Consider the following 26,265-nt stretch of genomic DNA (forward strand, 5'->3'; position numbering starts at 1 on the left):
TTTGTTGCAACGTGCCATGGCCTGTGAAATCTGCGCTGCCAGCCTTTGGATGTTCGGCGATCTACTGCGGGGAGACTGTTGGGCTCGACGCGGTATCGCGTCGTACAAACAAGGCGATCACTATGGCCTGTCAGGCATAGGCACGTTTCAACAAAATGTGGGAGCCGGCGTTGCCGGCGATGCGCCGCGCGGGCGGCGCTCGATCTCAAGGGCGCTGAAGATCTCCCGGCGTGCGCCTGGTGGCCATAACGCGGTTCTCAGACGGGCACCTCGTAGCCACCACTATTCAGAAAGATGCCTAGATACCCACGCTCTTCGCTGGAACCAACCCCCGGGCCGTTGCGTCAACCGCAAAACAGCAACAGGGTGCATGACGATGACCAAAGATCCAGTAGAGAGCGTGCTCGAATACCTCAAGCATCACCAACTGATCCTGACCACCGCCGAGTCCTGCACGGCGGGAGACATGGTGGCCATGCTGGCCGCGATACCCGGTACCGGCGAAGTGCTGGAAAGCGGTTATGTGGTGTATTCGCCGAGTGCCAAGAAACGCCTGCTCGGCGTCAGCCAGGAGACCATCGATCGCTATGGCCTGACCAGCGAAGCAGTGGCCTGGGAAATGGCCCGCGGCGCCCTGCGCGACAGCCAGGCGAATGTCGCCATCGCCACCACCGGCATCGCCGGCCCCGAGGGCGAAGGCAGCATCCAGCCAGGCACCCTGTGCTTTGCCTGGGCCTTCGCCGGCGAACCGCTTGCCACCTTCACCCGTAGCCAGCGTTTCTTCGGCGAGCGTGCCGAGGTCATGCGCCAGGGCGCGCTGTTCGGCCTGACCCAGCTTGAGCACTACCACCAGCGCTGGTTGCGCGGCGAGCGTGCCTGACCATGAACGACGACGAGCTGGTCTCGCGCCATTACCCGGTCGAGGAAGACATGAGCCTGCAGCAGCGGGTCTGGCGCTTCGAGCGGGTCGGTTGGTACGTGCTGGTGCTGATCGTGCTGCTGGCCCTGGCCGGCCTGTTCGGCAACGGTCCGCTCAGCGATGCCGACGCCACCAGCGCCGACGGGCGCGTTCGCGTGGAGTACCAGCGCCTGAGCCGCAGCGGCACCACCGACAGCATGCGCATCCAGGTCCGTGGCACCCCGGGCCAGCCGGTGCAGCTGCTGCTTGGAGGCTCGCTGCTGCGCGAAGCCAGCATCGAGACCCTGCAACCCGAGCCGCTGTCGGCACAGTCCCGCGGCGAGGAAATCCTCATGCGCCTGGGCACCGGCGAGGATGGCATCGCGACGCTGTACCTGACCCTGCGCAGCGAACATGTGGGCCGCCTGGAAGGACGCGTCGGCCTTGGCCAGGGCAGCACCACAACCTTCTCGACCTTTTTCTTTCCCTAGGAGCCAGCCATGGATTCCATTCTCCGCGCCGCAGGCATGTACCTGGCGTTGATGCTGGTATTCCGCATCGCGGGGCGCCGCTCCCTGGCCGACCTGACCACCTTCGACTTCGTCCTGCTGCTGATCATCGGCGAAGCCACCCAGCAGGCATTGCTGGGCGACGACTTCTCCTTCATCAACGCCATGCTGGTCATCGCCACGCTGATCGCTCTGGACGTCGGGCTGTCGCTGGCCAAGCTCAACTCGCGCCGCCTGGCCCGGCTGCTGGACGGCCATGCCACGCTGGTGGTCGAGCACGGCCGCTTCCTCCACCAGCGCATGCGCCGGGCACGCCTGACCGAGGACGACATCCTGGAATCGGCGCGCGACAGCCAGGGCATCGAACGGGTGGAGCAGATCAAGTTCGCGATCGTGGAGCGCAACGGCAAGATTTCAGTGATCCCGCAGGAACCGTGATCAGGGCTTCCAGGCCACCTGATGTTCCTCCAGATACACATCCACTGCCGCTTCCACCGTCGGCTGGAATACGTCCCGGCCGATATGCGCCAGCACTTCGAGGCGCTCCAGCTTGTCCCGCACCGGATCCTTCACCTCGGCGAAGCGCAGCTCGATCCCCTGCCCGCGCAGGCTCTGTTCCAGCTCGACCAGCATGTCGGCCGAGGTCACGTCCACGCTGGTCACCGGCTCTGCCGCGATCACGACCCGTCGCACCGGCCCGGGTGCCTGCTGCACCGCGTGCAGTACAGAGTTCTGGAACAGCTCCGCGTTGGCGAAGAACAGCGGCGCATCCCAGCGCAGCAGCACCAGCCCCGGCACCAGCCGCGCCTGCGGGTAGCGGCTGACGTCGTGATAGCCGCGAATTCCGGCGACCCGCCCGAGTACGGCGTAGTGCGGACGCCAGCCATCCCAGAGAAACTCGATCACCGCGATCGCTACCGCCAGGCCGATGCCTGGCACCGCGCCGAGCACGGCGACACCGACGAAACAGGTGATCGACAGCCAGAACTCCCATTGCTGGATACGGTAAATGCGCCGCAGGTCCTTGAACTCGAACAGGCCGATGGCGGACGCAATCACCACGGCAGCCAGGGCGCTGCCGGGCAGATGCTTGAGCAGGTCGGGCCCCAGCAGCAGCAACAGCGCCACCCCCAGCGCACCGAACACCCCGGCCATCTGCGTACGCGCCCCGGCCGCCTCGGCCACCGGGGTCCGCGACGAACTGCTGCTGACAGGAATGCCCTGGAACAGCCCGGTGGCAAGGTTGGCCATGCCCAGGCCGATCATTTCCTGATTGGCATCCACTGGCGTGCGGGTCTTGGCGGCATAGGTGCGCGACAGCACGCTGGTATCGGCGAAAGACACCAGCGCCGCCGCGAAGCCGCCGATCAGGATCGCCTGCACATCGGCAGCGTCGATCAACGGAAAGGCGAACCCCGGCAAGCCTTGGGGCAACGAGCCGGTGACCTTGACGCCGTACCTGGCTTCGAACTGCAACGACCACGCGACCAGCGTCGCAGCCACTACGGCGACCAGCATTCCGGGCACCCGCTCGAAGCGCTTGAGCAGCAGGATGATCGCCAGGCTGCCGGCGCCTACGGCAAACGCATGCCAGTTGGCCTTGCCGTCGAGCAGGGCCTGGACAAGGTGCCAGATATCCCGCGCCGGCCCTTCGCTGTCGACGCTGATGCCGAACAGCTTGGGCGTCTGGCTGATCAGCACGGTCAGGGCGATGCCGTTCATGTAGCCGTAGCGGATCGGTTTGGACAGCAGCTCGGTGATGAAACCCAGGCGCAGTATCCCGGCCGCAAGGCAGACCAGGCCCGAGACCAGGGCCGTGGCACTGGCCAGGGTGATCGCCCTGAGCGGATCACCGCCGGACAACGGCAACACCACGGCAATAATGATCGCGACCAGGGCCGAATCGGGGCCGAGCACAAGGATCCGGCTCGGCCCGAACAGGGCATAGGCCAGCAGCGGCACGATGGTCGCGTACAGCCCATGGATGCCCGGCACCCCCGAGGCCTGGGCATAGGCGATGCCCACCGGGACCAGCATGGCGGTGAGCACCAGGCCGGCCAGCAGGTCCCTGGGCAACCAGGCAAGCGGGTAGCTGCGCAGCACCTGCAGGCCCGGCAGCCAGCGCTGCCAATCACGTTTGCCAGGGGGCGCGGCGGGCTTGGACGATGGAGGCTGCATAGATTTCCTTGGGCGACGAGCAGAACGCCTGAGCAAATCTAGCAAGGTTATTGGCTCCCGCAGCCGGCGGCGGTCAATCTTTGGTGCGCTGGGCAATATTCAATTGCCAGCACGGCTGTGCTAGAACATCAAGGCAGCAGGCAACCTGTGGTTTTCCCCTGCCGAAGCGGAACGTCCCGGCGCGCGCGCCAGTCCAACGCCGGCTGGCTCCCTGGCCCTGCGGGCAAGAACGAATGAAAAGAAACACCGGTGGAACGCGATGAAGCACCTGACCCGTGAAGCGCTGGAGGCGGAAATCCTGCGTTTGCGCATGGCCCTGGAGAATGCGGGGCTCGATCCCGACCCGCCGTCAGCCCATTACCAACCCTTCGAAACCACCGCCATGCACAAGGCCCGGGTCGCCTTGCGCAAGAGCGAGGAACGCTTTCGCACCATCCTCGAAACGGTCGAGTCGGCCTTCGCCCTGGTCAAGGTCAAGTTCGACGCCGATGACCGCCCCATCGACTACCAGTTCGTCGAGGCCAACCCGGCCTTCGAACGCCAGGCCGGGGTCGATCTGCGCGGCAAGTGGGTCACCGAGTTCGCTCCGGACCTGGAGGATTTCTGGTTCCAGACCTACGGCCATGTGGCCAGGACCGGCGAGCCGGCCACCTTCGAAAGCTATGCCGAGGCCTTCAAGCGCTGGTTCGACGTGCGCGCGGTCAAGGTCGGCGAACCCGAGGAGCGCCTGATCGCGATCATCTTCAGCGACGTCACCGAACGCCGCAACGCCGAGGAGCGCCTGCGCCGCAGCGAGGCCCTGGCCCGGCAGAACATCGAACGGGTGCAACTGGCCCTGGCCGCCGGCGCGATCATCGGTACCTGGCACTGGGACCTGAACAACGGCCGGTTCAGCATCGATGAGGCCTTCGCCCGTGCCTGCGGCCTGGATCCGGCCTGGGGCACCGAGGGCCTGACCCTGGAGCAGGTGTTGCAATCGGTGCACCCGGATGACCGCAACGGCCTGACCGAAGCCATCGGCGCGGTGATTGCCAGCGGCAAGCCCTATGCCCATCAATACCGGGTCAAACGCAGCGATGGCCGCTATTACTGGATCGAAGCCAATGGCCGCGTCGATCGTGCCGAGGACGGCAGCCCTAGCAGCCTGCCGGGTGTGGTGATCGACGTCGAGGAGCGGCGCTCGGTGGAGGCCGAGCGCGACCGCGCCATCGCCGCATTGCGCAGCCTCAACGAAACCCTCGAACAGCGGGTCGCCGCGCGCACCCTGGAGCTGATGCAAGCCGAAGAGAAACTGCGCCAGTCGCAGAAAATGGAAGCGGTCGGCCAGCTCACCGGCGGTATCGCCCACGACTTCAACAACCTGCTGGCGGGGGTTTCCGGCGCCCTGGAAATGATGGCGACCCGTATCGCCCAGGGCCGTATCCAGGAGCTGGACAAGTACCTGGACACTGCCCAGGGCGCGGTCAAGCGCGCCGCTTCCCTGACCCACCGGCTGCTCGCCTTCTCCCGCCGGCAGACCCTCGACCCGCGGCCCACCGACGTCAACCGGCTGATGCAGGGCATGGGCGAACTGATCCAGCGCACCGTGGGCCCGGGCATCGCCGTCGAGACGTTGGCAGCCCCCGGCCTGTGGCCGACCCTGGTGGACGCCAGCCAACTGGAAAACGCCCTGCTCAACCTGTGCATCAATGCCCGCGACGCCATGCCCGATGGCGGGCGCATCCGCATCGAAACCGCCAACACCAGCCTGGATGCCGAGGGTGCCCGGGCCCAGGAAATCGCCGAGGGTGAATACGTCCTGCTGACGGTGGCCGACACTGGCATCGGCATGACTCCGGACATCCTCGCCAAGGCGTTCGACCCGTTCTTCACCACCAAGCCGATCGGCCAGGGCACCGGGCTGGGGTTGTCGATGATCTACGGTTTCGCCAAGCAGTCAGGTGGCCAGGTGCGCATCAGCTCGGAATCGAGTGGCGGCACCAGCGTGCAGATCCTCCTGCCGCGTTACCAGGGCGCCCTCGACGAGGAAAACGCCGGAAGCGATCTCAATGCGATGATGCCGAGCGTATCCGGGGAAACCATTCTCATCGTCGACGACGAACCCAGCGTGCGCATGCTGCTGGTGGATGCGCTGGGCGATCTCGACTACAGCCTTATCGAGGCGGGCGACAGCCTGTCGGGGCTCAAGGTGCTGCGCTCGGACGTGCACATCGACCTGCTGATCACCGATGTCGGCCTGCCCGGCGGCATGAATGGCCGGCAGATGGCCGATGCCGGGCGAATGACCAGGCCGGACCTGAAGGTACTGTTCATCACCGGCTATGCCGAGACCGCCGCCATCGGCGAAGGGCAACTCGAACCGGGGATGCAGGTGCTGACCAAGCCATTCGCCCTGGAAGCGCTGGCAGAGCGGGTGCGGGAAATGATCAGGGCTTGAGATTACAACGCCGGCCGCACCTTTTCCGCCCACTCCCGCACCGACGCGCGCTGCCACTGCCGCGCCGCATAATCCTTCAGCCGCTGCGGCACTTCATCGCCATTGAAGATCAGCCGGTTGAGCATCACGGCCAGGTCCGCATCGGCGATGGACCACTCCCCGCACAGATACTCCGCCCCCTCCGGCAACAACGCCTGCGCCGCCGCGATCAGCTTGCCTGCCGCCGCCTGCCCCGCCGTCGACAACGGCCCTTGCTTCACGCCGTAGAACACCACCAGGGTGGAACGCTCTTCGCGGATCGGCATCAGGTCGCTGCGTAACCAGGCCTGGACCTGCCGGGCGCGGGCGCGCTGGAGCGGATCGCGGGGATAGACCGGGCATTCGGGATACAGGTCTTCCAGGTATTCGCTGATGGCCGAGGACTCGGACAGGGCGAAACCGTTATGGACCAGGGTGGGTACCCGTTGGGTGAGAGACAGCCGGCTGTAGCCATCCGCCTGGTTTTGCCCCTGGTCGAGGTCGACCGGCACGGTTTCGAAATCCAGGCCCTTTTCCCGCAGGGTGACATGCACCGACATGGCATAAGGGCTGGTGTAGCGGGCATCGACGAACAGGCGCAGCTGACTCATGGCGCAATCTCCTTGGTTGAGGAGATCACGCTATGAGGTTTTTCGAGGGAAATACAATTCAAGCTTTTCATGGGGGTATTCCAGGGCGGAATAGGGCTGGCCTACGGCTGCCCGACGATTCCCGCCCTCACCCGCTCCACCTGCTCGACACTCACCGCCGGAGCACGGTTCGACCAGCCCTGGCGCAGGAACGTGGCCAACTGCGCGACCTCGGCATCGTTCAGGCGCTTGGCGAAACCTGGCATCGGCAGCACCGATGGCGCGCGCTCGGTAGAGGGCGTGGCCGCGCCGGCGAGGATCACGTGCAACAGCGCGTCCGGCTTGTCGGCGGTGACCACCGTGGCCCCGTCCAGTTGCGGGAAGACCCGCTCCGCGCCCTTGCCGGAGACAAAGTGGCAGGCATTGCAGTTATCCAGGTACAGGCGCTCGCCAAGGCTGAGGTCGCGCGCAGCGGCAAGCTTGCGCGCCGTGGCCCCGGCACGCTCGACGTCGGCTCGGTGAGCCCTCGCCTGCCCCGGGTCCAGCGACTTCAGATAGGCCGCCATGGCCTGCAGATCGGCATCGCTCAGGTGCGAGGTGCTGTTGGCGACCACGTCGGTCATCTCCCCTGCTACCGAGGCCTTGGCATTGCGCCCGCTGCCCAGGTACTCGGCGATCTCGTCCTCGCTCCAGTGCGGCATGCCGCGCAGGGCCGGGACGTTCCAGCCATTGAGTTCGGTACCGGTGAGATAAGCGACCGCGCGCTCGTCCAGGCCGTTTTCCTGGAGGGTCAGGGCCCGCGGGGTGTGACACGAGCCACAGTGCCCCAGGCCCTGGACCAGGTAGGCACCGCGAGCGATGTCGTCGCCGTTGACGGCCGCCTCGCTGCTTGCCACCGACTCGGGGGCTGGCGAGAACAACGCGCGCCAGTAGGCCAGCGGCCAGCGAATCGACAGCGGCCAGGGAATGTCGCTGGCACGGTTCTCCTGGCGCACCGCCGGTACGCCCTGCATGAACCAGGCGTACAGCGCCCGGGTGTCGGCGTCGGTCAGGCGGGCGTAGGACGGAAACGGCATGGCCGGGTACAGCGCAGCCCCGTCGTGGCCGATGCCGCGGCGCACGGCGCGTTCGAACTGGCCATAGGTCCAGCGGCCGATGCCGGTGTCCGGGTCGGGGGTGATGTTGGTGGAGTAGATGGTGCCGATCGGCGAGGCAATGCCCAGCCCGCCGGCGAACGGCTTGCCGCCCTCGCGGGCGGTATGGCAGGCGACGCAGTCGCCGGCGCGGGCCAGGTAGGCGCCCTTGTCCAGCAGCTCGGGGGTGACCGCCTGGGACATCTGCTCGGCGGCATCCCCGGACCGGTTGAGCAGCCCGGCGACCAGCCAGGCCAGCAGGGCCCCGACCAGCAGGACCAGGCACAGCGACAACAGCAGTGGACGGGATCGGGTTGTCATGGTCGCGCTCCTCAGGCCTGTACCAACGGGCCAGGGTTCTTCAGGTACTGCTCCTTGATGGCCTGGGCCGACATCAGGGTCAGGGCGCCGATCAGCGCGGTGGGGTTGGCCTGGAAGTTCTGCGGGAAGGCATTGCCGCCGGGGACGAAGACGTTGTGCACATCCCAGCTCTGCAAGTAGCGGTTGAGCGCGCTGGTTTTCGGCGAGTCGCCCATGATCGCGCCGCCGACGTTATGCGTGGACACGTACTTGGTGATATCCCAGTGCGAGTCCATGCCCAGGAAGTTTTCGCTGTAGCTGTCCGGCCCCAGCTCCCGGGTGATGTCGAGGACGATGCCGCGCAGGTACTGCTGCAGCTTCAGTTCGTTGGGTTTCCAGTCGAAGGTGATGCGCAACAGCGGCTGGCCCCACGGGTCCTTGTAGGTCGGGTCGAGGTCCACATAGTGGTCGCGATAGGACATGCAGCCGGTGGAGATGTTGATGGTCATCGAATGGCCATACCAGTCCTGCATCGCCTCCTTCCAGCCCTGGCCCCATTCCGGCGTCCCCGACGGCAGCGAGGTGCCGATGGGCGTGCCGGTGGCCTGGGAACTGTGGATCTTTGCCCCACCGATCACGCCCAGTCCCGGGCCATCGAAATTGCCCGGGGAGATATCGTTGAACATCTGTCCGGTGGCGCCGGCGGTGGCGAAGGGATTGAAGTGCTTGTCCTTGAAGAACAGCGTCGCTCCGCCGACGCTGAGGAAGGCGTAGTTGCGCCCGATCACGCCCTCGCCGGTGTGCGGGTCATAGGGCTTGCCGATACCCGACAGCAGCATCAGGCGCACATTGACGAACTGGAAGCCGGCCAGGATGACGATCTTCGCCGGCTGGAACACCTCGTTGCCCTGGGCATCGGCGTAGGTAACGCCGCGGGCGGTCTTGCCGTCGGGGTGCAGATCGACCCGCAGCACGTTGCAGCCGGTGCGGTAGTCGAAGTTGTCCATGCGCGTGAGGGCGTCCATCACGGCGGTCTGCGGCGAGGCCTTGGAATAGTTCAGGCACGGGTACTTGCTGCAGAAGCCGCAGTAGTTGCACGGCGCAATCTGGTTGCCGTAGGGGTTTTTCCACGGGCGCGAAACGTTGGCCGAGGGGTTGGGGAACGGGTGGTAACCCAGCTTGCGCGCGGCCTCGGCGAACATCCTGTTGTTCAGCGTGTCTTCCAGCGCCGGCAGCGGGAACGGGCTGGAACGCGGGCCCTCGAACGGGTCGCCGCCGGCGATGATCTGCCCGCGCAGGTTGCCGGTGTTGCCGGACAGGCCGCAGATCTTGTCGAAGCGGTCCAGGTACGGCTCGATCTCGTCCCAGGTGAAAGGGTAATCCTGGATCTGCATGCGCTCGTCGAGGCTGCCCGGTGCGTAGGCCTGGTCGGCATAGGTCTTGAGCTTGATATCGGTCGGCGTGGGGCGGATCAGCACGCCGGTCCAATGCAGGCCGGAGCCGCCGACGCCGGTACCCGGGACGAAGGCGCCCCACTGCCGGGTCGGCAGCGCGTTGCCGGCCAGGTCATGGCGCACGGTCAGGGCACCGTCCCGGGGCGTGACCATGACCTTGTTGCGCAGGCCGTAGGCGTACTGGTCCGCTGGCCTGGGGTAGGAAAAATCGGCGTTGGGCCGGTCGGCGCCGCGCTCCAGGGCGCGCACCCTGAGCCCCGCCTGGGCCAGCTCGATGCTCATCAGCGAACCGGTCCAGCCCAGGCCGACCACGACCACATCGACTTCATCATTGCTCATGCTGCTCATGCTTGCCCCTTGAATGCTGTGGCGCCGGATAACGGCTTCAGGCGCGCTCGCCACTCAGGCTCACCGGCCCGAGCGGATACGCCACGTTGTGTTGGGTCACCCATTCCAGATAGCTGGCACGGGCACCGGGAAAGCCGATGGCGATCCACGCCTTCATGCCCTTGTTGCCGCCATAGATAGGATCGGCGAGCCAGCCCTGGCGGGTGTGGTTGAGCAGGTCGGTGAACAGCAGCTTGCCCGGCAGCACCGGCTCGCCGTGGGCAGCGAAATCGATCTGGCCGTTCTGCAACTGGCCCAGGACCTGCCCGCGGGTGGGCAGGTCGAGCAAGGCGAAATGCGTGCCGTGGCTGGCCTGGCACGCGCGCTCCAGGGCGGCGATGCCCTTGCGGTAGACCTCCTGCGGGGTGAAGGGCAACTGGTAGCCGAGGGTGGCGGGCGCGTTCAGGTCGAAGGGGCCTTCGAGATAGACCTCGCTGCCCAGGTCGCCGGCCAGTTGCTGGTCGATGAAGATCGGCACGTTGCATTCGAGTGCGCCGGGGCCGCGGCCATCGGCGGGGATCAGGCGGTCGCAGGCGGCCTTGATGAAGGTCCACTCGGCGGCGCTGAAGAACACCGGGGTGTAGCTGTCGAGGCTCGGCGCGATGATCTCCGCCGCCACGGCCGCGCTCAGGCCGTCGAGGGCGATGCCCATGGCGGGCAAAGCGATCAGCGAAGATAGCAGGAACTTCCTTCGCGAGGTTTGCTTGGCTGACAACATGCAGGTTCACCTATTACCTTGCGCAGGGAACCCGGATGGCGTGCTGCATATCGACCTGGCGGGCTGGGCGCCGCGCTTCTTGCGGGTATCGATGGGCAGGCGTTGGCATCACGGGCAAAGTGGCCGGCCTGGCCTGCCTCGCTTGTTACAAGACATTTCAAAACCGGCGTTGCTATGGCTTTGTCCGCGGGATGTCCGGGGAAGTTCGGTCGGGTTGCGCAAAACCAGCGCAAGGAACGGAGTGTCCTGGTCCTGCTGCCTCGACAAACTGAGTCCATCCCACTCAGGTGCAACGGCATGCAGACCCGTTTTTCTTTTGAAAACCCCAGCCTAGTAGAGTCCCTGGATAACACGGGCCACGCCCTGCTTCCGGCACTGCTCAGCGGCGACGAATGCCGGCAACTGGTCGCCCTGTATCCGCAAAGCGACCGGTTCCGCTCGCGCATCGTCATGTCTCGCCACGGTTTTGGCAGCGGTGAATACCAGTACTTTCGCTATCCACTGCCTGCGCAGGTCGAGCGGCTGCGCCAGCGCATCTATCCCCTGCTTGCCGGGATCGCCAACCTGTGGAACAGCCGGCTCAATTGCCAGGAGTCTTACCCGCCCACCCTCTCCGGCTTTCTCCGGCAGTGTCACCGGGCAGGCCAGATGCGCCCCACGCCCCTGCTGTTGCAGTACCGGCCCGGCGATTACAACTGCCTGCACCAGGACCTCTATGGAGACCTGTCCTTCCCCCTGCAGGTGGCCATCCTGCTGTCACGTCCCGGCGTTGATTTCGAGGGCGGCGAATTCTGCCTCACCGAGTATTCCAGCCAGGAGCACCGCGCCGAGGTCGTACCCTTGCAGCAGGGCGACGGCGTGGTTTTCCCGGTGGCGATACGGCCAGTGCCGGGGCGGCGCGGTGGTTGGCGCAGGGTGCAGGTCCGGCACGGTGTCAGCCAGGTATCGAGTGGCAACCGGCACACCCTGGGGGTGATCTTCCATGACGCTCGCTGACATGCTCGCCGGCCTCGAGCGGGACGGTTACCTGCTGCTCCCCGGCTACCTGGACGCCGATCGGTTCGGCTCCTGCGGCCTGCTCAACACCTTGAAGACGACCTTCTATCCGCCGCTGGCACGCATAGCCAACCATTGGAGTGAACAGGAAGCCTACCCGCCACAACTGGCCGCACTGCAGGCGCGCTGCCGCGAAGCGGGCCGTGCGCTGGATCCTTCACGCTACACCCGCCTGCGCGAGCAGGAGCACCAGCCGTTGCGCCAATCGCCGACGGCTTTTCCGCTCCTGTTGTGCGCGCTTCTGTGCACTCCCGGCAAGGACTTCAGCGGTGGCGACCTACTGCTCACCGAGCACCGCCCGCGCCTGCAATCCCGGCCCATCGTGGTGCCGTTGCGCCGGGGCGACATCGCGATCATTCCCGCCGGCCGCCGCCCGGTACGCCACTCCCGGGTGACAACGCGCCACGCCATCAGCCGGGTCCGCAGCGGCGAGCGCCTGGGCCTGGAGCTGTTCTTCGATCTGCTGTGAGCGCGCTTCGTTTAGCGCGCAGCCCAGGCGTTGAAGCGCTCTTCCAGTTCCTCGCCGTGATCCACCCAGAATCCGGAATCCACCAGCAGGCCCTGCTCCAGGTTGGCCGGCGCGGTCGGCAACTGGGCCTGGACGTCCAGCGGCAAGGCATCCAGCGCCTGCTTGTTGACCGGGCCGTAGGGGATGCTCGACGAGAAGCGCTGCTGGTTGGCCGCCTGGCTGGCGAAGACGATGAACTTCTCGGCCAGGGCCTTGTTCGGCGAGCCCTTGACGATGGCCCAGTGGTCGGGGTCATAGAGGCCGCCGTTCCACACGATGCCGAGGTGGGTGCCTTCCTTCTGGGCCACGGCGATGCGTCCGTTGTAGGCGGCGGACATCACCACGTCATTGGCCGCCAGCCATTGCGGCGGCTGGGCGCCGGCTTCCCACCACTGGATCGAAGACTTGATCTGGTCGAGCTTGGCGAAGGCCCGGGTCACGCCGGCAGGGGTGGCGAGCACCTTGTACAGGTCGGCACGGCTGACGCCATCGGCGAGCAAGGCGGCTTCCAGGGTGTACTTGGCGCCTTTGCGCAGGCCGCGCTTGCCGGGATACTTGGCGGTGTCCCAGAAGTCGGCCCAGGAGGCGGGTGGCGAGGACAGCTTCGCCGGGTTGTAGGCCATGACCATCGACCAGACATAGCTGGCGACGCCGCATTCGCTGACGGTATCGGCCAGGTAGTGCTCGCCGTTGCCAAGCAGCGCCGGGTCGATCTTCTCGAACAGCCCCTCTTCGCAGCCGCGCAGCAGTTCAGGGCTTTCCACCTCGACCACGTCCCAGGACACCTGGCCGACGCTGACCATGGCCTTCACCTTGGACAGTTCGCCGTTATAGTCGCCGGCCACCACCTTGCCCGCCCCGCTCTGCTCGAACGGCTTGAAATAGGCCTGGTCCTGGGCAGCCTTGGTGGCGCCGCCGAAGGAGATCACGGTGAGCTTGTCCGTCGCGGCCAGGGCATTGCCCGCCGCCAGAGTGGAAACCACAGCCAACGCGCACGCACGCATTTTCAAAGACATCGACACTTCCTCCCTACTACTCAAGGTAAATGCCGGGTAGCCGCGAACAGCAGGCGCGGGTCGTCGACCCCGACATGGTTGGCAAAGACAGTCTTGAAAGGGCAGTAAGGCGGGCGCGGGCTCTTCTGTTCGGGCCCTGGCGCCGGCCGGGTTTCGAGCGCGTGGAATGCGCGTCGTTTTTATTCTTCGAGTGAGGAGGATGATGGAGCAGAGCGGGGGTTAGGCAAATTATTAAAAATGTTGGGGCTGGGCAGGAAAAAGCTTTGTAGTGACCGACGGGCCAACCCGATCCCGTGGGAGTCCGTCCAGCCGTTCAGGCTGCGTTGTCGCGCAAAGAACAGTTCCAAAGCACGGCGCGTACCTTGTGGGAGCGGGTTCGGCGCTCCGATGAACCCGCTCCCACAAGGTACGCGTCGTGATTCCTACAGGTCTAGCACCAGGCAGCCGCCGCGGGCCCTTGAGCAGCAAGGCGTCATTTGCCCGCGTCGCTCTTCGGCGGTGAGGAACTGGTCGCGGTGATCCACCTCGCCATCCACCACCCGGGTAATGCAGGTGCCGCAGATTCCCTGTTCGCAGGATACCGGGATGATGATTCCGGCGTCGTCCAGCACCTGGGTGATGGAACGATCCGCCGGCACCTCGAAGACCTGCCCCGTCGCGTGGATGCGCACCTCGAAGGCCGCGTCTTCAGCATGGGTCAGCGGCGCTGCGCCGAAGTATTCGCGATGCAGTCGCGACTCGTCCCAGCCCAGCGCCCGGGCGCCCTCGAGCACATGGTCGATGTAACCTGCCGGACCGCAGACATACAGGTGCGTATCCGCCGGCTCGTTCGCCAGGACCGTAGCCAGGTCCAGACGTTGGCCGTCGTCGAAATAGCACCTGGCCGGCAGTTCGCCGAGCTGGTCGAGAAACGCCGCACGTTGCGCCGAACGCGCCGAGTAGTGAACGGCGAAAGGCCGCCCTTCGCGGGCCAGGCTGTGGGCCATGGCCAGGATCGGCGTGATGCCGATACCACCGGCGAACAACAGCGAGCGCCCTGCCCCGCTGTCCAGCGCGAACAGGTTGCGCGGCTCGCTGACCGTCACTCGCTGGCCCACCCGCAACCGCTGGTGCACCGCCCGCGAGCCGCCGCGGGACGCCGCATCATGCAGCACACCGATGCAGTAGCGGTGCTGCTCGTGCGGGTCGTTGCACAGTGAATACTGGCGGACCAGCCCCTGGTCGAGATGCACGTCGATGTGCGCGCCGGCGGTGAACGCGGGCAACGGTGCGCCGTCTTCGCGGACCAGCTCCAGGCCGACGATGTCCTCGCCCTCCAGGCGCATCGCCTTGATCAGCAGTTCCATCACGATGCACTCCGGGCAATCACCGGTGCCTGCTCGGCGGCGATGATCCGTTCGATGATGCGTCGCGACTGCACGCCGCCGGCATCGATATTGAGCTTGAGCAGGCTGCGCTGCGGGTGTTCCAGCAGGTTGCGCTGCTGGCGCTCGAGCATTTCCAGGTCCTCGGCGAAGATCTTGCCCTGGCCGCTGCGGATGGTCTCGGTCAGCGCCGGGTCATCGGCCTTGAAGTTGCGCGCCATGCCCCAGAAGTACCAGATCGAGGTGTCGCTCTCGGGCGTGATGAAATCGACCACGATGCTCCCGGCCTTGCAATGCGCCGGTGCGTCGTAGCCGCCGGTACCGGCATGGGCCACGCCGACTTCGATCATCACGTGGCTGGGCGGGGTAAAGCGGCAGATCTGCCAGCGATCCACCGGCACGTCGTCGGCCAGGCCGTTGCCGCGCAGGGCGGCCTGCCAGAACGGCGGCGGCAGGATGTTCTCCATGAAGCGGCTGGTGATCACTTCGTCGCCATTGACCCGGGTGTTGACCGGCGCCTCGTCGATTTCCTTCTGGCCGATGCTCGACGCATGCACGTAGGTTTCGTGGGTCAGGTCCATCAGGTTGTCGATCATCAGCCGGTAGTCGCAGGCGATGTGGTAGAGCCCGCCGCCGTATGCCCAGTCAGGACTTTCGGCCCAATGCAGGTGAGGGATCAGTGCCGTGTCGGCACGGGCGGGATCACCGGGCCAGACCCAGATGAAGCCATGACGCTCTTCGACCGGGAAGCTGCGGATCGCCGGGAAGGCCTGCACCCGCTGGCACGGCATGGCGGCGGTGCGGCCATCGCTACCCATTTCCAGGCCGTGGTAGCCGCATACCAGCTTGCCGTCGCGGACGAAGCCCAGCGACAGCGGCGCGCCACGGTGTGGGCAGAAATCCTCGAGGGCGGCGACGCGGGAGTGGTCGCCACGGTAGAACACCATGTTTTCATTGCAGATCTTGCGGCCCAAGGGCTTTTCAGCGATCTCGTCCGGGGTGCAGGCGACGTACCAGGCGTTTTTCGGGTGCATGGGTCAGGCTCGTTTTGTTGTTGTGATGGATCCATAAATTGGATTCAACCCAATAAAAACACAATATATCCACGCTTAATGGATCCATTAACGGTTCGATAATCGCCCGGCTTTTTTCTTCCCGCCTGCCCTTCGCAGCGGCCGGCAAAGCCGCTACAGTGCCGCGCATGAAGGGTTTTGGCCGTGGAGGCCGCAGTGAGTGGATCCGGACAACGTGTATTGAACCTGCTGCGCAGGATGATCCTCGACGGGCAGTTCGCCCCCGGCGAGCGCATCGCCGAGGTACCCACCGCCGAATTGCTGGAAGTCTCGCGGATGCCGGTACGCATGGCGTTGCGCGCGCTCGAACAGGAAGGGCTGCTGGTTCGCCACGGGGCACGGGGTTTCGCGGTGAAGCAAGTGACGGCGCAAACCCTCGGCAATGCCGTGGAGGTGCGCGGCGTGCTGGAAGGACTGGCGGCGCGGCAGGCGGCCGAGCGCGGTATAAGCATGGCGACGCGGGCGGTATTGCTCGAGTGCCTGGAGCAGGCGGACAGTTTGTTCGACAAGGGCTTCGTCAGCGAAGAAGACCTGGCGGCCTACCACGACATCAACAAGCGCTTCCACCAGGCCATCATCGAAGCCAGCGGCAACGCCGCCGTGGCCGAAGCGCTGTCGCGCAACGAGCACCTGCCATTCGCCTCGGTGAGTTCGATCGCCGTGGACCGCAGCAACCTGGCCCAGGAGTTTCGCCGGTTCAATTTCGCCAACATGCAGCATCACACCCTGGTCGATGCCCTGCTGGCCGGACAGGGCGCACGGGCCGAGGCGATCATGCGCGAGCATGCGCAGGTGACCATCAGGTACATGAAGATCTTCAGCGGGCCACGCCAGGAAGGGTTGAAGATCATTCAATGACCGTACGGACAAAACATGTAAATTTTGCATGAAAACAAAACATCGTTATTAACAAAGCACCAAGCGGTATTTCACAACACAGCCCTCCGCACCCTACCCTGTTCGCCATCCCCAGTGATGAAGAACCCCGACCATGTCCCGCCCAGAAACCCGCCCTGCGCTAAGGCGGACGACCTGAACGCCCTGACCCGCCCGGACGCACCACCGACCTTCCAGCGCAAGGTGCCGATGATCATCGGCTGCGCGCTGTTCATGGAGTTGCTCGACTCCACCGCCGTGCTCACCGCCCTGCCGCAACTGGCGGCGGACTTCGGCGAGCCCAGCGTGCGCATGAACCTGGTGGTCACCCTTTACCTGCTGGCGGTGGCAATGTTCATCCCCCTCAGCGGCTGGCTGGCCGAACGGCTTGGGCCGCGCCGGGTGTTCATCGCCGCCATCGGCCTGTTCGTGGCTAGCTCGCTGGCCTGTGCCCTGTCCGCCAGCCTTTGGCAACTGGCCCTGGCGCGCTTCTGCCAGGGCATGGCCGCAGCGCTGATGGTGCCGGTGGGCCAGGTGATCCTGCTGCGCTGGTCGAGCAAGGGCGACCTGCTCAAGGCCATGGCCTACCTGACCATGCCCGCCCTGCTCGGCCCGGTGTTCGGCCCGCCGCTGGGCGGATTGCTGGTGACCGGGTTGTCGTGGCACTGGATCTTCCTGCTCAACCTGCCTATCGGCCTGCTCGGGATAGTGCTGGTGCTGCGTCATGTGCCGGACTACCCGGGGCAACGCACCCGCTCGCTGGACCTGCGCGGCTTCCTGCTCGGCAGCCCGGCGCTGGCCTGCCTGGTGCTGGCATTCGAAAGCCTCGGGCACGGTTCGTTGCGCTGGGAATGGTCGTGCCTGTTGCTGCTCGCCGGCGCGGGTTTCGCCTGCGCCTATGTGCGCCATGCACGGCGCGCAGCGTCGCCGCTGCTGGACCTGTCGTTGCTGCGCATTCCCAGTTTTGCCCTGGTGCTATGGGGCGGCACCCTGTTTCGCCTGGGCAGCGCCTCGCTGCCGTTCCTGCTGGTGCTGCTGTTCCAGTTGGGATATGGCATGAGCGCGCTGCAGGCCGGGCTGTTGACCTTCGCCGGCGGTGCCGGAGCCCTGCTGATCAAATTCATCTCCGTGCCCCTGGCGCGGCGCATCGGCTTTCGCGACCTGCTGATGTGGAACACCGTACTGGGGGCGCTTTCCATTGCCCTGTGCGCGCTGTTTACCGAGAACACCGCACCGCTGGTAGTGATGTCGATGCTGTTCGTCGGCGGGCTGTCGCGCTCGTTGCAAATGACTGCGATGGGCGCGCTGACCTACGCCGATATCCCGCCGGAGCGCTCGGCCAGCGCGGCGACGCTGTCGGCGACCAGCGTGCAGATCAGCCTGAGCCTGGCCGTGTGCCTGGCGGCGATGCTGCTGGGTGCGATCCAGCGGCTGCAGGGGCACGGGCAGCCACAGGCCGGCGATATCCAGATCACCCTGGTGCTGGTGAGCCTGATGTGCCTGGCCGCCGGCCTGGTGTTCCGGCGCTTGGACCGGGAGCAATAAGCGCAAAAAAAAGGCGCCCGAACGGGCGCCAAACGTATCCACCTTTTAACCAAAGGAGCAGGGGAGCTTCTCAAGGTGAATCAGAGTACCGACAGCGGGTATTCCACTATCAGGCGAATTTCGTCCAGGTCGGATTCGAACGCGGTGGCGCGGGTGGTGGCCTGGCGCACGCGCAGCGACAGGTCCTTGGCTGCGCCTTCCTGCACCACGTATTTCACTTCGATATCCCGCTCCCAGCGCTTCTGGTCGGTGAGCGGATCGCCATTGCCATCGCGACGCATGTAGACGCTGTTGGCATTGGAGTAGTCCGCATCGCTGCCCTTGCCATAGCGGGTCATGAACGACAGCCCCGGCACGCCGTAGCTGGCCATGTCCAGGTCGTAGCGCAGCATCCACGAGCGTTCTTTCGGCGAGTTGAAGTCGCTGTACTGGATGGAATTGTCGAGGAAGATCGAGTCCGACTGGCGCAGGTAGTCGAAGTCATCATCACCGTTGTTGCGCTGGTGCGTCAGGGCCACGGTATGCGCACCGAAACGCAACCCCAGCTTGCCGCTCCAGAGGGTGTTGTCGAACTCGCCCAGCAGTTGCTTGCCCTCGTCGACGGCGCGATAGGCGTTGAAGCCGGTGATCAGGTCCAGGTCGTCGGCCAGCGGATAAGTGAAGCTGGTGCCGACGTAGTACTGGTTCCAGGCATCCTTGAGACGACTGCCGTACAGGCTGACACTGAAATTGTCGGTGACCGCATAGTCACCACCGCCATAGGCGACCCACGGCGAATCCACTGCACCACCATAGAAGGTCACGAAACCGTCACGCATGTTGCTCGATACCGGCTGGCTCATGGCATGCAGGCGCCCGGCCTGCAAGGTCAGGCCATCGAAACCGGTGTTTTCCGCCGTCACTCCACGGAAACTTTCCGGCAGCAGGCGCGAGTCGCCGGCGGCGACCACGGGGGTCACCGGGAACACATCACCGACCCGCACCACAGTGTCGAACAAGCGCACCTTCGCCGCGCCGCCGACCTTGGTGTACTCATCCCGGGCCTGGCCATCACGCGCCACCGGCACCACATCGAAGGAACTGCGCCCGCCGTTGCGACCAGCGCCGCTATCGAGCTTCAGGCCGAGCATGGCGAAGGCATCGACGCCGAAGCCGACCGTACCCTGGGTGAAGCCGGAAGAGAACCTGCCGATCACGGCGTGGGCCCAGGCTTCGGAATAACCGTTATCCCCCGGCTTCCCATAGGTTGGCGCCGGGCCATCGCGATGATCGCGGTTGAAATAGAAATTGCGGTTCAACACCGACAGGCTGCTGCCTTCGACAAAGCCCTCCTCCTGTTCGGCGGCGCTGACCAACTGGCTTGCCGGCAGCGCACAAAGCGCTGCCAGATACAACGGTAACCTGCGATTCATGCAATGCTCCTTCGAGGTCCGGCAGTTTTTATTGTGAGTTCGACGGGCGTTGCTGGAATTGTGATTTCGCCCGGCCAGAGCATCGCTGACGACAGATAACGCCAGCATGAGCGGGGCATTACATTCCCGTCATCGCGCTGTTGGCCGGCGACTGTCCTGATTACAGAATTGTCATCCTGCCGCCACCCCCCTGATAGCTGCCGCTCCCTAGAGTGCCGCCATCCACTCAACCGGGCCTGGCGGCACCTTCGGCGTTTCCGTCGGGCTTTCCGAGCACGAGGAACCGTCAGTGCCCCGCCTCCCGTTACTGCCCAGAACCGTCCTCTCACTGTGCGCCGCCCTGGCCGCGTCGCCGGCCATGGCAGACAGCCTGAGCCTGCCCCAGGCCCTGGCTGCAGCCCTGGAGCGGAACCCGGCCATGGCCGCCGCACGCCAGGAAATCGGCATCGCCGACGGCGCCCGGCGCCAGGCCGGGCTGATGCCCAATCCGGAACTGTCCTACGAGGTCGAAGACACCCGGCGCAACACCAGCACCACCACCGTGACCCTTAGCCAGCCGCTGGAACTGGGTGGCAAGCGCGGCGCACGGATCGAGGTCGCCAGCCTCGGCCAGAACCTCGCTCGACTTCGCCTGGAACAGCAGGTCAACGACCTGCGCGCCGAGGTGACCCAGGCCTTCCATGCCGCCCTGCGCGCCGAGGCGGGGGTGGAGCTGGCACGGCAATCCCTGGAGCTGACCGAGCGTGGCCTGCGCGTGGTCGCGGGCAAGGTCGGCGCGGGCAAGTCCTCGCCGGTGGAAGCCACCCGTGCCGAGGTGCAATTGGCCGAGGCACGCCTGCAACTGAGCCGCGCCGAACGCGAGCAGGACGTGGCCTGGCGGCAGCTGGCACAGGTGATCGGCAGTCCTGTCGCCACCTTCGACCAACTGCTGTCACCTTCACTGTCGCCGGGCCTGCCGCCGGATGCAGAGCGGCTGCTCGCTCGCCTGGAACAGACCGCCGAACTGCGCCAGGCCGCTGCGCAGATCGAACAGAACGAAGCCGAACTGGGCTCGGAAAAGGCCCTGCGCATTCCCGACCTGACCGTCAGCCTCGGCAGCCAGTACGACCGCGCCGAGCGCGAGCGGGTCAATGTGGTCGGCCTGTCCTTGCCCTTGCCGCTGTTCGACCGCAACCAGGGCAACGTCCTGGCCGCCGCGCGCCGCGCCGACCAGGCCCGCGACCTGCGCAATGCCGTGGAACTGCGCCTGCGCAGCGAGACGCGCAGCGCCCTGAACCAGTGGGCCACGGCGATGGATGAGGTGGGGACCTACGACCGCACCATCCTGCCCGCCGCGCGCCAGGCCGTGGACACCGCCACCCGCGGCTTCGAGATGGGCAAGTTCGGCTTTATCGAAGTGCTCGACGCCCAGCGCACCCTGATCGGCGCCCGCGGGCAGTACCTCGCCGCCCTCGCCGCTGCCAGCGACGCCAGGGCCCGGGTCGAGCGGGTCTACGGCGACCTCGACATCCTTTGAATCCTACGGAGCATCCGATGAACAACTCTCGCAAGATCGCCCTCGCGCTGGCCGTGGCGGCGGCCCTCGGCTTTGCCGGGCTGGCCTGGAATGACGACGCCGGCCACGGCAAGGACGACGGGCACGGCCACGGTGCGGAAAAAACCGCCGCCCGGGACGACCACGGCCATGAAGAACCAGGCGAAGCCGGCCACGAGGAAGAAGGCCGGCTGATGCTCACCGCGCAGCAGATCCAGGCCGCCGGCATCGAGCTGGAGGCCGCAGCCCCGCGGGACCTGGGCAGCGTGGTCAGCTTCCCCGGCGAAATCCGCTTCGACGAGGACCGCACGGCCCACGTCGTGCCCCGGGTACCGGGCGTGGTGGAAAGCGTCCATGCCAATCTCGGCGAAACCGTGAAAAAGGGCCAGTTGCTGGCGGTGATCGCCAGCCAGCAGATTTCCGACCTGCGCAGCGAGCAGCAGGCCGCGCAGCGCCGGGTCGAACTGGCACGGGTGACCTTCGAACGGGAACGGCAGCTGTGGCAGGAGCGCATCTCCGCCGAACAGGACTACCTGCAGGCACGGCAGGCCTTGCAGGAAGCCGAGATCGGCCTGGGCAACGCCCGGCAGAAGGTCGCCGCGCTGGGCACCTCGGTCGGCGCGGTCGGCGGCAATCGCTATGAACTGCGCGCGCCGTTCGATTCGGTGGTGGTGGAAAAGCACCTGGCCCTCGGCGAGGTGGTCAGCGAGGCCAGCAATGCCTTCACCCTGTCCGACCTGTCGCGGGTCTGGGCCACCTTCGCCGTGCCGCCACGGGACCTGGACAAGGTTGCCAGCGGCCGGCCCGTGCGCGTTTCGTCGCCGGACCTGGGCAGCACGGTGGACGGCGCCATCGGCTATGTCGGCAGCCTGCTGGGCGAGCAGAACCGCGCCGCCACCGTTCGCGTCACCCTGACCAACCCCGATGGCGCCTGGCGGCCGGGGCTTTTCGTCAATGTCGCGGTGGCCACGCAAGTGGCGCCGGCAGCCGTCACCGTGCGCCACGAGGCGATACAGAGCGTGGAAGAACGGCCCTCGGTATTCGTGCGCAACGCCGACGGCTTCGATACCCGCCCGGTGTCCCTGGGCCGCCGCGACGGCGACTACGTCGAGGTCCTCGACGGCCTGGCCGCCGGCGACCTGGTCGCCACCCGTGGCAGCTTCACCCTCAAGTCCGAGCTGGGCAAGGCCTCCGCCGAGCACAGCCACTGATGCGCCCGTACAGGATGACCCTCCATGTTTGAACGTCTGATTCGCTTTGCCATCGAGCAGCGCATCGTGGTGATGATCGCCGTGCTGCTGATGGCCGGCCTGGGGATCTACAGCTACCAGAAGCTGCCCATCGACGCGGTGCCGGATATCACCAACGTCCAGGTGCAGATCAACACCGCGGCCCCGGGCTACTCGCCCCTGGAAACCGAGCAGCGCATCACCTTCGCGGTGGAAACCGCCATGGCCGGCCTGCCCGGGCTCAAGCAAACGCGCTCGCTGTCGCGCTCGGGGCTGTCCCAGGTCACGGTGATCTTCGCTGATGGCACCGACATCTTCTTCGCCCGCCAGCAGGTCAACGAACGCTTGCAGGTCGCCAGGGAGCAACTGCCCGAAGGCGTGGAAGCGCTGATGGGCCCGGTCTCCACCGGCCTCGGCGAGATCTTCCTGTGGACCGTGGAAGCCGAGGACGGCGCGCGCAAGGAAGACGGCACGCCCTACACACCCACCGACCTGCGGGTGATCCAGGACTGGATCATCAAGCCGCAGTTGCGCAACGTGCCCGGCGTGGCCGAGATCAACACCATCGGCGGCTTCGCCCGGCAATACCTGGTCGCCCCCGATCCCCGGCGCCTGGCCGCCTACCGGCTGACCCTCGGCGACCTGGTCACGGCCCTGGAACGCAACAACGGCAACGTCGGTGCCGGCTATATCGAGCGCAACGGCGAGCAGTTGCTGATCCGCGCGCCGGGCCAGGTGGGCAGCCTGGAGGATATCGCCAACATCGTGATCTCCAGCGTGGACGGCACGCCGATCCGGGTCAGCAGCGTGGCCGAAGTCAGCATCGGCAAGGAACTGCGCTCCGGCGCCGCCACCGAGAACGGCCGCGAAGTGGTGCTGGGCACGGTGTTCATGCTGATCGGCGAAAACAGCCGCACGGTGTCCCAGGCCGTGGCCGCCAGGCTGGCCGAGATCAACCGCACGCTGCCCGAGGGCGTGGTCGCGATAACCGTCTACGACCGCACCCACCTGGTGGAAAAGGCCATCGCCACGGTGAAGAAGAACCTGGTCGAAGGCGCGATCCTGGTAATCGCCATCCTCTTCCTGTTCCTCGGCAACATCCGCGCGGCGCTGATTACCGCGATGGTCATCCCGCTGTCGATGCTGTTCACCTTCACCGGCATGTTCCACAACAAGGTCAGCGCCAACCTGATGAGCCTCGGCGCCCTGGACTTCGGCATCATCGTCGACGGCGCGGTGGTCATCGTCGAGAACGCCATCCGCCGCCTGGCCCACGCCCAGCACAGGCACGGGCGCATCCTGACCCGCGCCGAGCGCTTCCATGAAGTCTTCGCCGCCGCCCGCGAGGCGCGCCGGCCGCTGGTCTTCGGCCAGTTGATCATCATGGTCGTGTACCTGCCGATCTTCGCCCTGACCGGGGTCGAAGGCAAAATGTTCCACCCCATGGCCTTTACCGTGGTGATTGCCCTACTCGGCGCCATGCTGCTGTCGGTGACCTTCGTCCCGGCGGCGATCGCCATGTTCGTCACCGGCGAGGTCAAGGAAGAGGAAGGCCTGGTCATGCGCAAGGCGCGGCTGGGCTACGCCCCGGTGCTGGGATGGGTGCTGAAGCATCGCAACCTGGCCTTTGCCTCGGCGGTGGGCGTGGTGGTGCTGACCGGCGCCCTGGCCAGCCGCATGGGCAGCGAGTTCATCCCCAGCCTCAGCGAGGGTGACCTGGCCCTGCAGGCACTGCGCGTACCGGGCACCAGCCTGAGCCAGTCGGTGGAGATGCAGCAGCGCCTGGAAAAGGCCCTGCTGCAGCAGGTGCCGGAGGTGCAGCGGGTGTTCGCCCGCACCGGCACGGCGGAAATCGCCGCCGACCCGATGCCGCCGAACATTTCCGACGCCTACATCATGCTCAAGCCCAAGGCGCAATGGCCGGATCCGGGCAGATCGCGCGAGGCCATCATCGCCGCCGTGCAGCAGGCTGCCGCCAGCGTGCCAGGCAGCAACTATGAGCTGTCGCAGCCGATCCAGTTGCGCTTCAACGAGCTGATATCCGGAGTGCGCAGCGATGTCGCGGTGAAGGTCTTCGGCGACGACATGGACACCCTCAACCGCACGGCGGCGAAGATCGCCACGGCCTTGCAGGGTGTGCCGGGTGCCTCGGAGGTGAAGGTGGAACAGACCACCGGCCTGCCGGTGCTGACCATCAATATCGACCGCGAGAAAGCAGCGCGCCATGGCCTGAACATCGGCGAAGTGCAGGATGCCGTGGCGATCGCCGTCGGCGGGCGCCAGGCCGGCACCCTGTACGAAGGCGACCGCCGCTTCGACCTGGTGGTGCGCCTGTCCGAAACCCTGCGCACCGATGTCGCCGGGCTTGCCGACCTGCTGATCCCGGTGCCGGCCAATGCCGCCCTGGGTGCCGAGCGGATCGGCTTCATCCCACTGTCCCAGGTCGCCAGCCTCGACCTGCAACCGGGCCCGAACCAGATCAGCCGGGAAAACGGCAAGCGTCTGGTGGTGGTCAGTGCCAACGTGCGCGGACGCGACCTGGGCTCGTTCGTCGAGGAGGCCAGCGACACGCTGGTGCGGGACGTGCAGATCCCGGCGGGGTACTGGACCACCTGGGGCGGCCAGTTCGAGCAGTTGCAATCGGCGGCCAAGCGCTTGCAGGTGGTGGTGCCGGTGGCCTTGCTGCTGGTCCTGACCCTGCTGTTCCTGATGTTCAACAACCTCAAGGATGGCTTGCTGGTGTTCACCGGGATCCCCTTCGCCCTTACCGGCGGCGTGCTGGCCCTGTGGCTGCGGGATATTCCGCTGTCGATCTCGGCGGGCGTGGGTTTTATCGCCCTGTCGGGGGTGGCGGTGCTCAACGGCCTGGTGATGATTTCCTTCATCCGCAACCTGCGCGAGGAAGGAGCTTCATTGAGCAGCGCCGTGACCGAAGGCGCCCTGACCCGCCTGCGGCCGGTGCTGATGACGGCGCTGGTGGCGTCCCTCGGCTTCATTCCAATGGCCCTGGCCACCGGCACCGGCGCAGAGGTCCAGCGGCCGCTGGCGACCGTGGTGATCGGCGGGATCCTGTCGTCGACGGCGCTGACCCTGCTGGTCTTGCCAGCGCTGTATCAGTGGGCGTATCGGCGCGACGAGGAACTGCCGGGGCAGTAACACGCCGTCAGGCGTCGAAGCGGCCGTCCAGCCACTGACCGAGCAACTCGCTGGTGCGCTCCGGGTGCTCCAGCGGCGGCAGGTGACCACAGGCCTCGATCACTTCGAGATGGGCGCCGGGGATGCCGGCCTGGATCACCCGGGCCTCGGCCAGCGGCGTGATTTCGTCCTGGGCGCCGAACAGCACCAGGGTCGGCACCTTGATCGCAGCCAGCAGCGGTTGGTAATCGGCACGTTCGATGATCGCCCGCTGCTGGCGGATGAAGCCCTCGCGGCCGATGGCATCGGCCATGTCCATCACCACCTGCGGCACCTGGCTGTCGAGGGCGCGGCTATGCATCAGGCGCGGCAGCAGTTGCGGGGTCACCCCCTTGAACTTGCCCAGCCCGGCCAGTTCCAGCAGGCCACGACGGACCCGTGCTCGTTCCGGCTCGTCGGGACGGGCCGTGGTATCGAGCAGGGCCAGGCGCGCGACCCGCTCCGGCGCACGGCGCAGGATTTCGAAGGCGACATAACCACCCATGGACAGCGCGGCCAGGGCGAACCGCGGTGGCGCCTGCTCCAGCACGTGATCGGCCATGGCGACGATGGACTCGTGCTGGCTGAGGTCCGGAATCAGGATCTCGCGGTCGGATTCGAAGGTGGCCTGGGCGTGGGTCCAGAGACGGTGATCGTTGAGCAGGCCGGGAAGCAGGACGAGCGGGAGGTTGTTGCGGGACAACGGAAGGACTCCAGGGTGACGCGCGGGATAGGCGCACAGTTTATACAGGATGTATCAGAAAATGTCGGCTTGGACGCGGCCTCTGTGGGAGCGGATTCACCCGCGATTGCGGTGTTGGATTCACGACCGCAATCGCGGGTGAACCCGCTCCCA

The 26,265-nt window shown here is 66.1% G+C and carries 21 protein-coding genes; 11 read left to right on the top strand and 10 right to left on the bottom strand.

The window, feature by feature from the left end:
• Positions 1-376 precede the first annotated feature (376 nt).
• Genes ACKLLE_RS15000 through ACKLLE_RS15010 form a run of 3 tightly spaced genes read left to right on the top strand, consistent with a single transcriptional unit; the run spans position 377 to position 1,845 of the window.
• The gene (locus ACKLLE_RS15000) at positions 377-880 is read left to right on the top strand and encodes a CinA family protein (RefSeq protein WP_420058387.1); all 504 of its coding nucleotides are present in this window, start codon (positions 377-379) and stop codon (positions 878-880) included.
• 2 nt (positions 881-882) lie between these two features.
• The gene (locus ACKLLE_RS15005) at positions 883-1,389 is read left to right on the top strand and encodes a hypothetical protein (RefSeq protein WP_420058388.1); all 507 of its coding nucleotides are present in this window, start codon (positions 883-885) and stop codon (positions 1,387-1,389) included.
• A 9-nt stretch (positions 1,390-1,398) separates the two neighbouring features.
• Entirely contained in the window at positions 1,399-1,845 is a 447-nt protein-coding gene (locus ACKLLE_RS15010; protein ID WP_064304000.1) for a DUF421 domain-containing protein, read from the top strand.
• Here the strand turns inward: ACKLLE_RS15010 and ACKLLE_RS15015 are convergent, their stop codons facing one another.
• On the bottom strand, positions 1,846-3,585 hold the full coding sequence (locus ACKLLE_RS15015) for a SulP family inorganic anion transporter (RefSeq protein WP_420058389.1): 1,740 nt from the start codon (positions 3,583-3,585) through the stop codon (positions 1,846-1,848).
• 259 nt (positions 3,586-3,844) lie between these two features.
• On the opposite strand from ACKLLE_RS15015, the gene ACKLLE_RS15020 reads away from it, so the two are divergent.
• Positions 3,845-6,022 (top strand): ATP-binding protein, encoded by a 2,178-nt coding sequence (locus tag ACKLLE_RS15020; protein WP_420058390.1) that lies wholly within the window; start codon positions 3,845-3,847, stop codon positions 6,020-6,022.
• Positions 6,023-6,024: 2 nt separating this feature from the next.
• Here the strand turns inward: ACKLLE_RS15020 and yfcF are convergent, their stop codons facing one another.
• From yfcF to ACKLLE_RS15040, 4 genes are all read right to left on the bottom strand, one after another.
• Positions 6,025-6,651: a glutathione transferase gene (gene yfcF / locus ACKLLE_RS15025; RefSeq protein ID WP_420058391.1), complete on the bottom strand. Its 627-nt coding sequence runs from the start codon at positions 6,649-6,651 to the stop codon at positions 6,025-6,027.
• Positions 6,652-6,752: 101 nt separating this feature from the next.
• Entirely contained in the window at positions 6,753-8,084 is a 1,332-nt protein-coding gene (locus ACKLLE_RS15030; protein WP_420058392.1) for a c-type cytochrome, read from the bottom strand.
• An 11-nt stretch (positions 8,085-8,095) separates the two neighbouring features.
• Complete coding sequence (locus ACKLLE_RS15035) at positions 8,096-9,865, bottom strand: GMC family oxidoreductase (protein WP_009396361.1); 1,770 nt, start codon at positions 9,863-9,865, stop codon at positions 8,096-8,098.
• A 37-nt stretch (positions 9,866-9,902) separates the two neighbouring features.
• A complete protein-coding gene (locus ACKLLE_RS15040; RefSeq protein ID WP_064303995.1) occupies positions 9,903-10,622 on the bottom strand; it encodes a gluconate 2-dehydrogenase subunit 3 family protein in 720 nt (239 codons plus the stop codon).
• 297 nt (positions 10,623-10,919) lie between these two features.
• On the opposite strand from ACKLLE_RS15040, the gene ACKLLE_RS15045 reads away from it, so the two are divergent.
• Positions 10,920-11,618 carry a 2OG-Fe(II) oxygenase gene (locus ACKLLE_RS15045; protein ID WP_420058393.1) on the top strand — a complete coding sequence of 233 codons (699 nt, stop codon included), beginning with the start codon at positions 10,920-10,922 and terminating at the stop codon, positions 11,616-11,618.
• On the top strand, positions 11,605-12,147 hold the full coding sequence (locus tag ACKLLE_RS15050) for a 2OG-Fe(II) oxygenase (RefSeq protein WP_420058394.1): 543 nt from the start codon (positions 11,605-11,607) through the stop codon (positions 12,145-12,147). Before ACKLLE_RS15045 ends, ACKLLE_RS15050 begins: the two co-directional genes overlap by 14 nt.
• Before the next feature lie 11 nt (positions 12,148-12,158).
• Here ACKLLE_RS15050 and ACKLLE_RS15055 read toward each other — a convergent pair whose 3' ends face one another.
• The 3 genes from ACKLLE_RS15055 to ACKLLE_RS15065 all read right to left on the bottom strand — a co-directional run bounded on the left by ACKLLE_RS15055 (position 12,159) and on the right by ACKLLE_RS15065 (position 15,600).
• Positions 12,159-13,202, bottom strand: coding sequence for an ABC transporter substrate-binding protein (locus tag ACKLLE_RS15055; RefSeq protein ID WP_064303992.1), 1,044 nt, complete (start codon positions 13,200-13,202; stop codon positions 12,159-12,161).
• Positions 13,203-13,624: 422 nt separating this feature from the next.
• Entirely contained in the window at positions 13,625-14,551 is a 927-nt protein-coding gene (locus tag ACKLLE_RS15060; protein WP_420058395.1) for a PDR/VanB family oxidoreductase, read from the bottom strand.
• A complete protein-coding gene (locus ACKLLE_RS15065) occupies positions 14,548-15,600 on the bottom strand; it encodes an aromatic ring-hydroxylating oxygenase subunit alpha (RefSeq protein ID WP_064303990.1) in 1,053 nt (350 codons plus the stop codon). Before ACKLLE_RS15065 ends, ACKLLE_RS15060 begins: the two co-directional genes overlap by 4 nt.
• Positions 15,601-15,795: 195 nt before the next feature.
• On the opposite strand from ACKLLE_RS15065, the gene ACKLLE_RS15070 reads away from it, so the two are divergent.
• On the top strand, positions 15,796-16,497 hold the full coding sequence (locus ACKLLE_RS15070) for a GntR family transcriptional regulator (RefSeq protein WP_037062423.1): 702 nt from the start codon (positions 15,796-15,798) through the stop codon (positions 16,495-16,497).
• A 228-nt stretch (positions 16,498-16,725) separates the two neighbouring features.
• Positions 16,726-18,060: an MFS transporter gene (locus tag ACKLLE_RS15075; RefSeq protein WP_420058466.1), complete on the top strand. Its 1,335-nt coding sequence runs from the start codon at positions 16,726-16,728 to the stop codon at positions 18,058-18,060.
• An 80-nt stretch (positions 18,061-18,140) separates the two neighbouring features.
• Here the strand turns inward: ACKLLE_RS15075 and ACKLLE_RS15080 are convergent, their stop codons facing one another.
• Entirely contained in the window at positions 18,141-19,472 is a 1,332-nt protein-coding gene (locus ACKLLE_RS15080) for an OprD family porin (protein WP_420058396.1), read from the bottom strand.
• A 358-nt stretch (positions 19,473-19,830) separates the two neighbouring features.
• Between ACKLLE_RS15080 and ACKLLE_RS15085 the strand changes: the two genes are divergently transcribed.
• From ACKLLE_RS15085 to ACKLLE_RS15095, 3 genes are read left to right on the top strand one after another with little or no spacing between them, the layout of a single operon-like run.
• The gene (locus tag ACKLLE_RS15085; RefSeq protein ID WP_420058467.1) at positions 19,831-20,988 is read left to right on the top strand and encodes a TolC family protein; all 1,158 of its coding nucleotides are present in this window, start codon (positions 19,831-19,833) and stop codon (positions 20,986-20,988) included.
• 17 nt (positions 20,989-21,005) lie between these two features.
• Positions 21,006-22,217 (top strand): efflux RND transporter periplasmic adaptor subunit, encoded by a 1,212-nt coding sequence (locus tag ACKLLE_RS15090; protein ID WP_420058397.1) that lies wholly within the window; start codon positions 21,006-21,008, stop codon positions 22,215-22,217.
• Positions 22,218-22,241: 24 nt separating this feature from the next.
• The gene (locus ACKLLE_RS15095; protein ID WP_420058398.1) at positions 22,242-25,391 is read left to right on the top strand and encodes a CusA/CzcA family heavy metal efflux RND transporter; all 3,150 of its coding nucleotides are present in this window, start codon (positions 22,242-22,244) and stop codon (positions 25,389-25,391) included.
• A gap of 7 nt (positions 25,392-25,398) precedes the next feature.
• Here ACKLLE_RS15095 and ACKLLE_RS15100 read toward each other — a convergent pair whose 3' ends face one another.
• Positions 25,399-26,112, bottom strand: a complete 714-nt coding sequence (locus ACKLLE_RS15100; protein ID WP_420058399.1) for an alpha/beta fold hydrolase — start codon at positions 26,110-26,112, stop codon at positions 25,399-25,401.
• Positions 26,113-26,265: the final 153 nt, after the last annotated feature.

It is taken from the genome of Pseudomonas bharatica (assembly GCF_048586865.1).
GTDB classification, from domain to species: Bacteria; Pseudomonadota; Gammaproteobacteria; order Pseudomonadales; family Pseudomonadaceae; genus Aquipseudomonas; species Aquipseudomonas bharatica.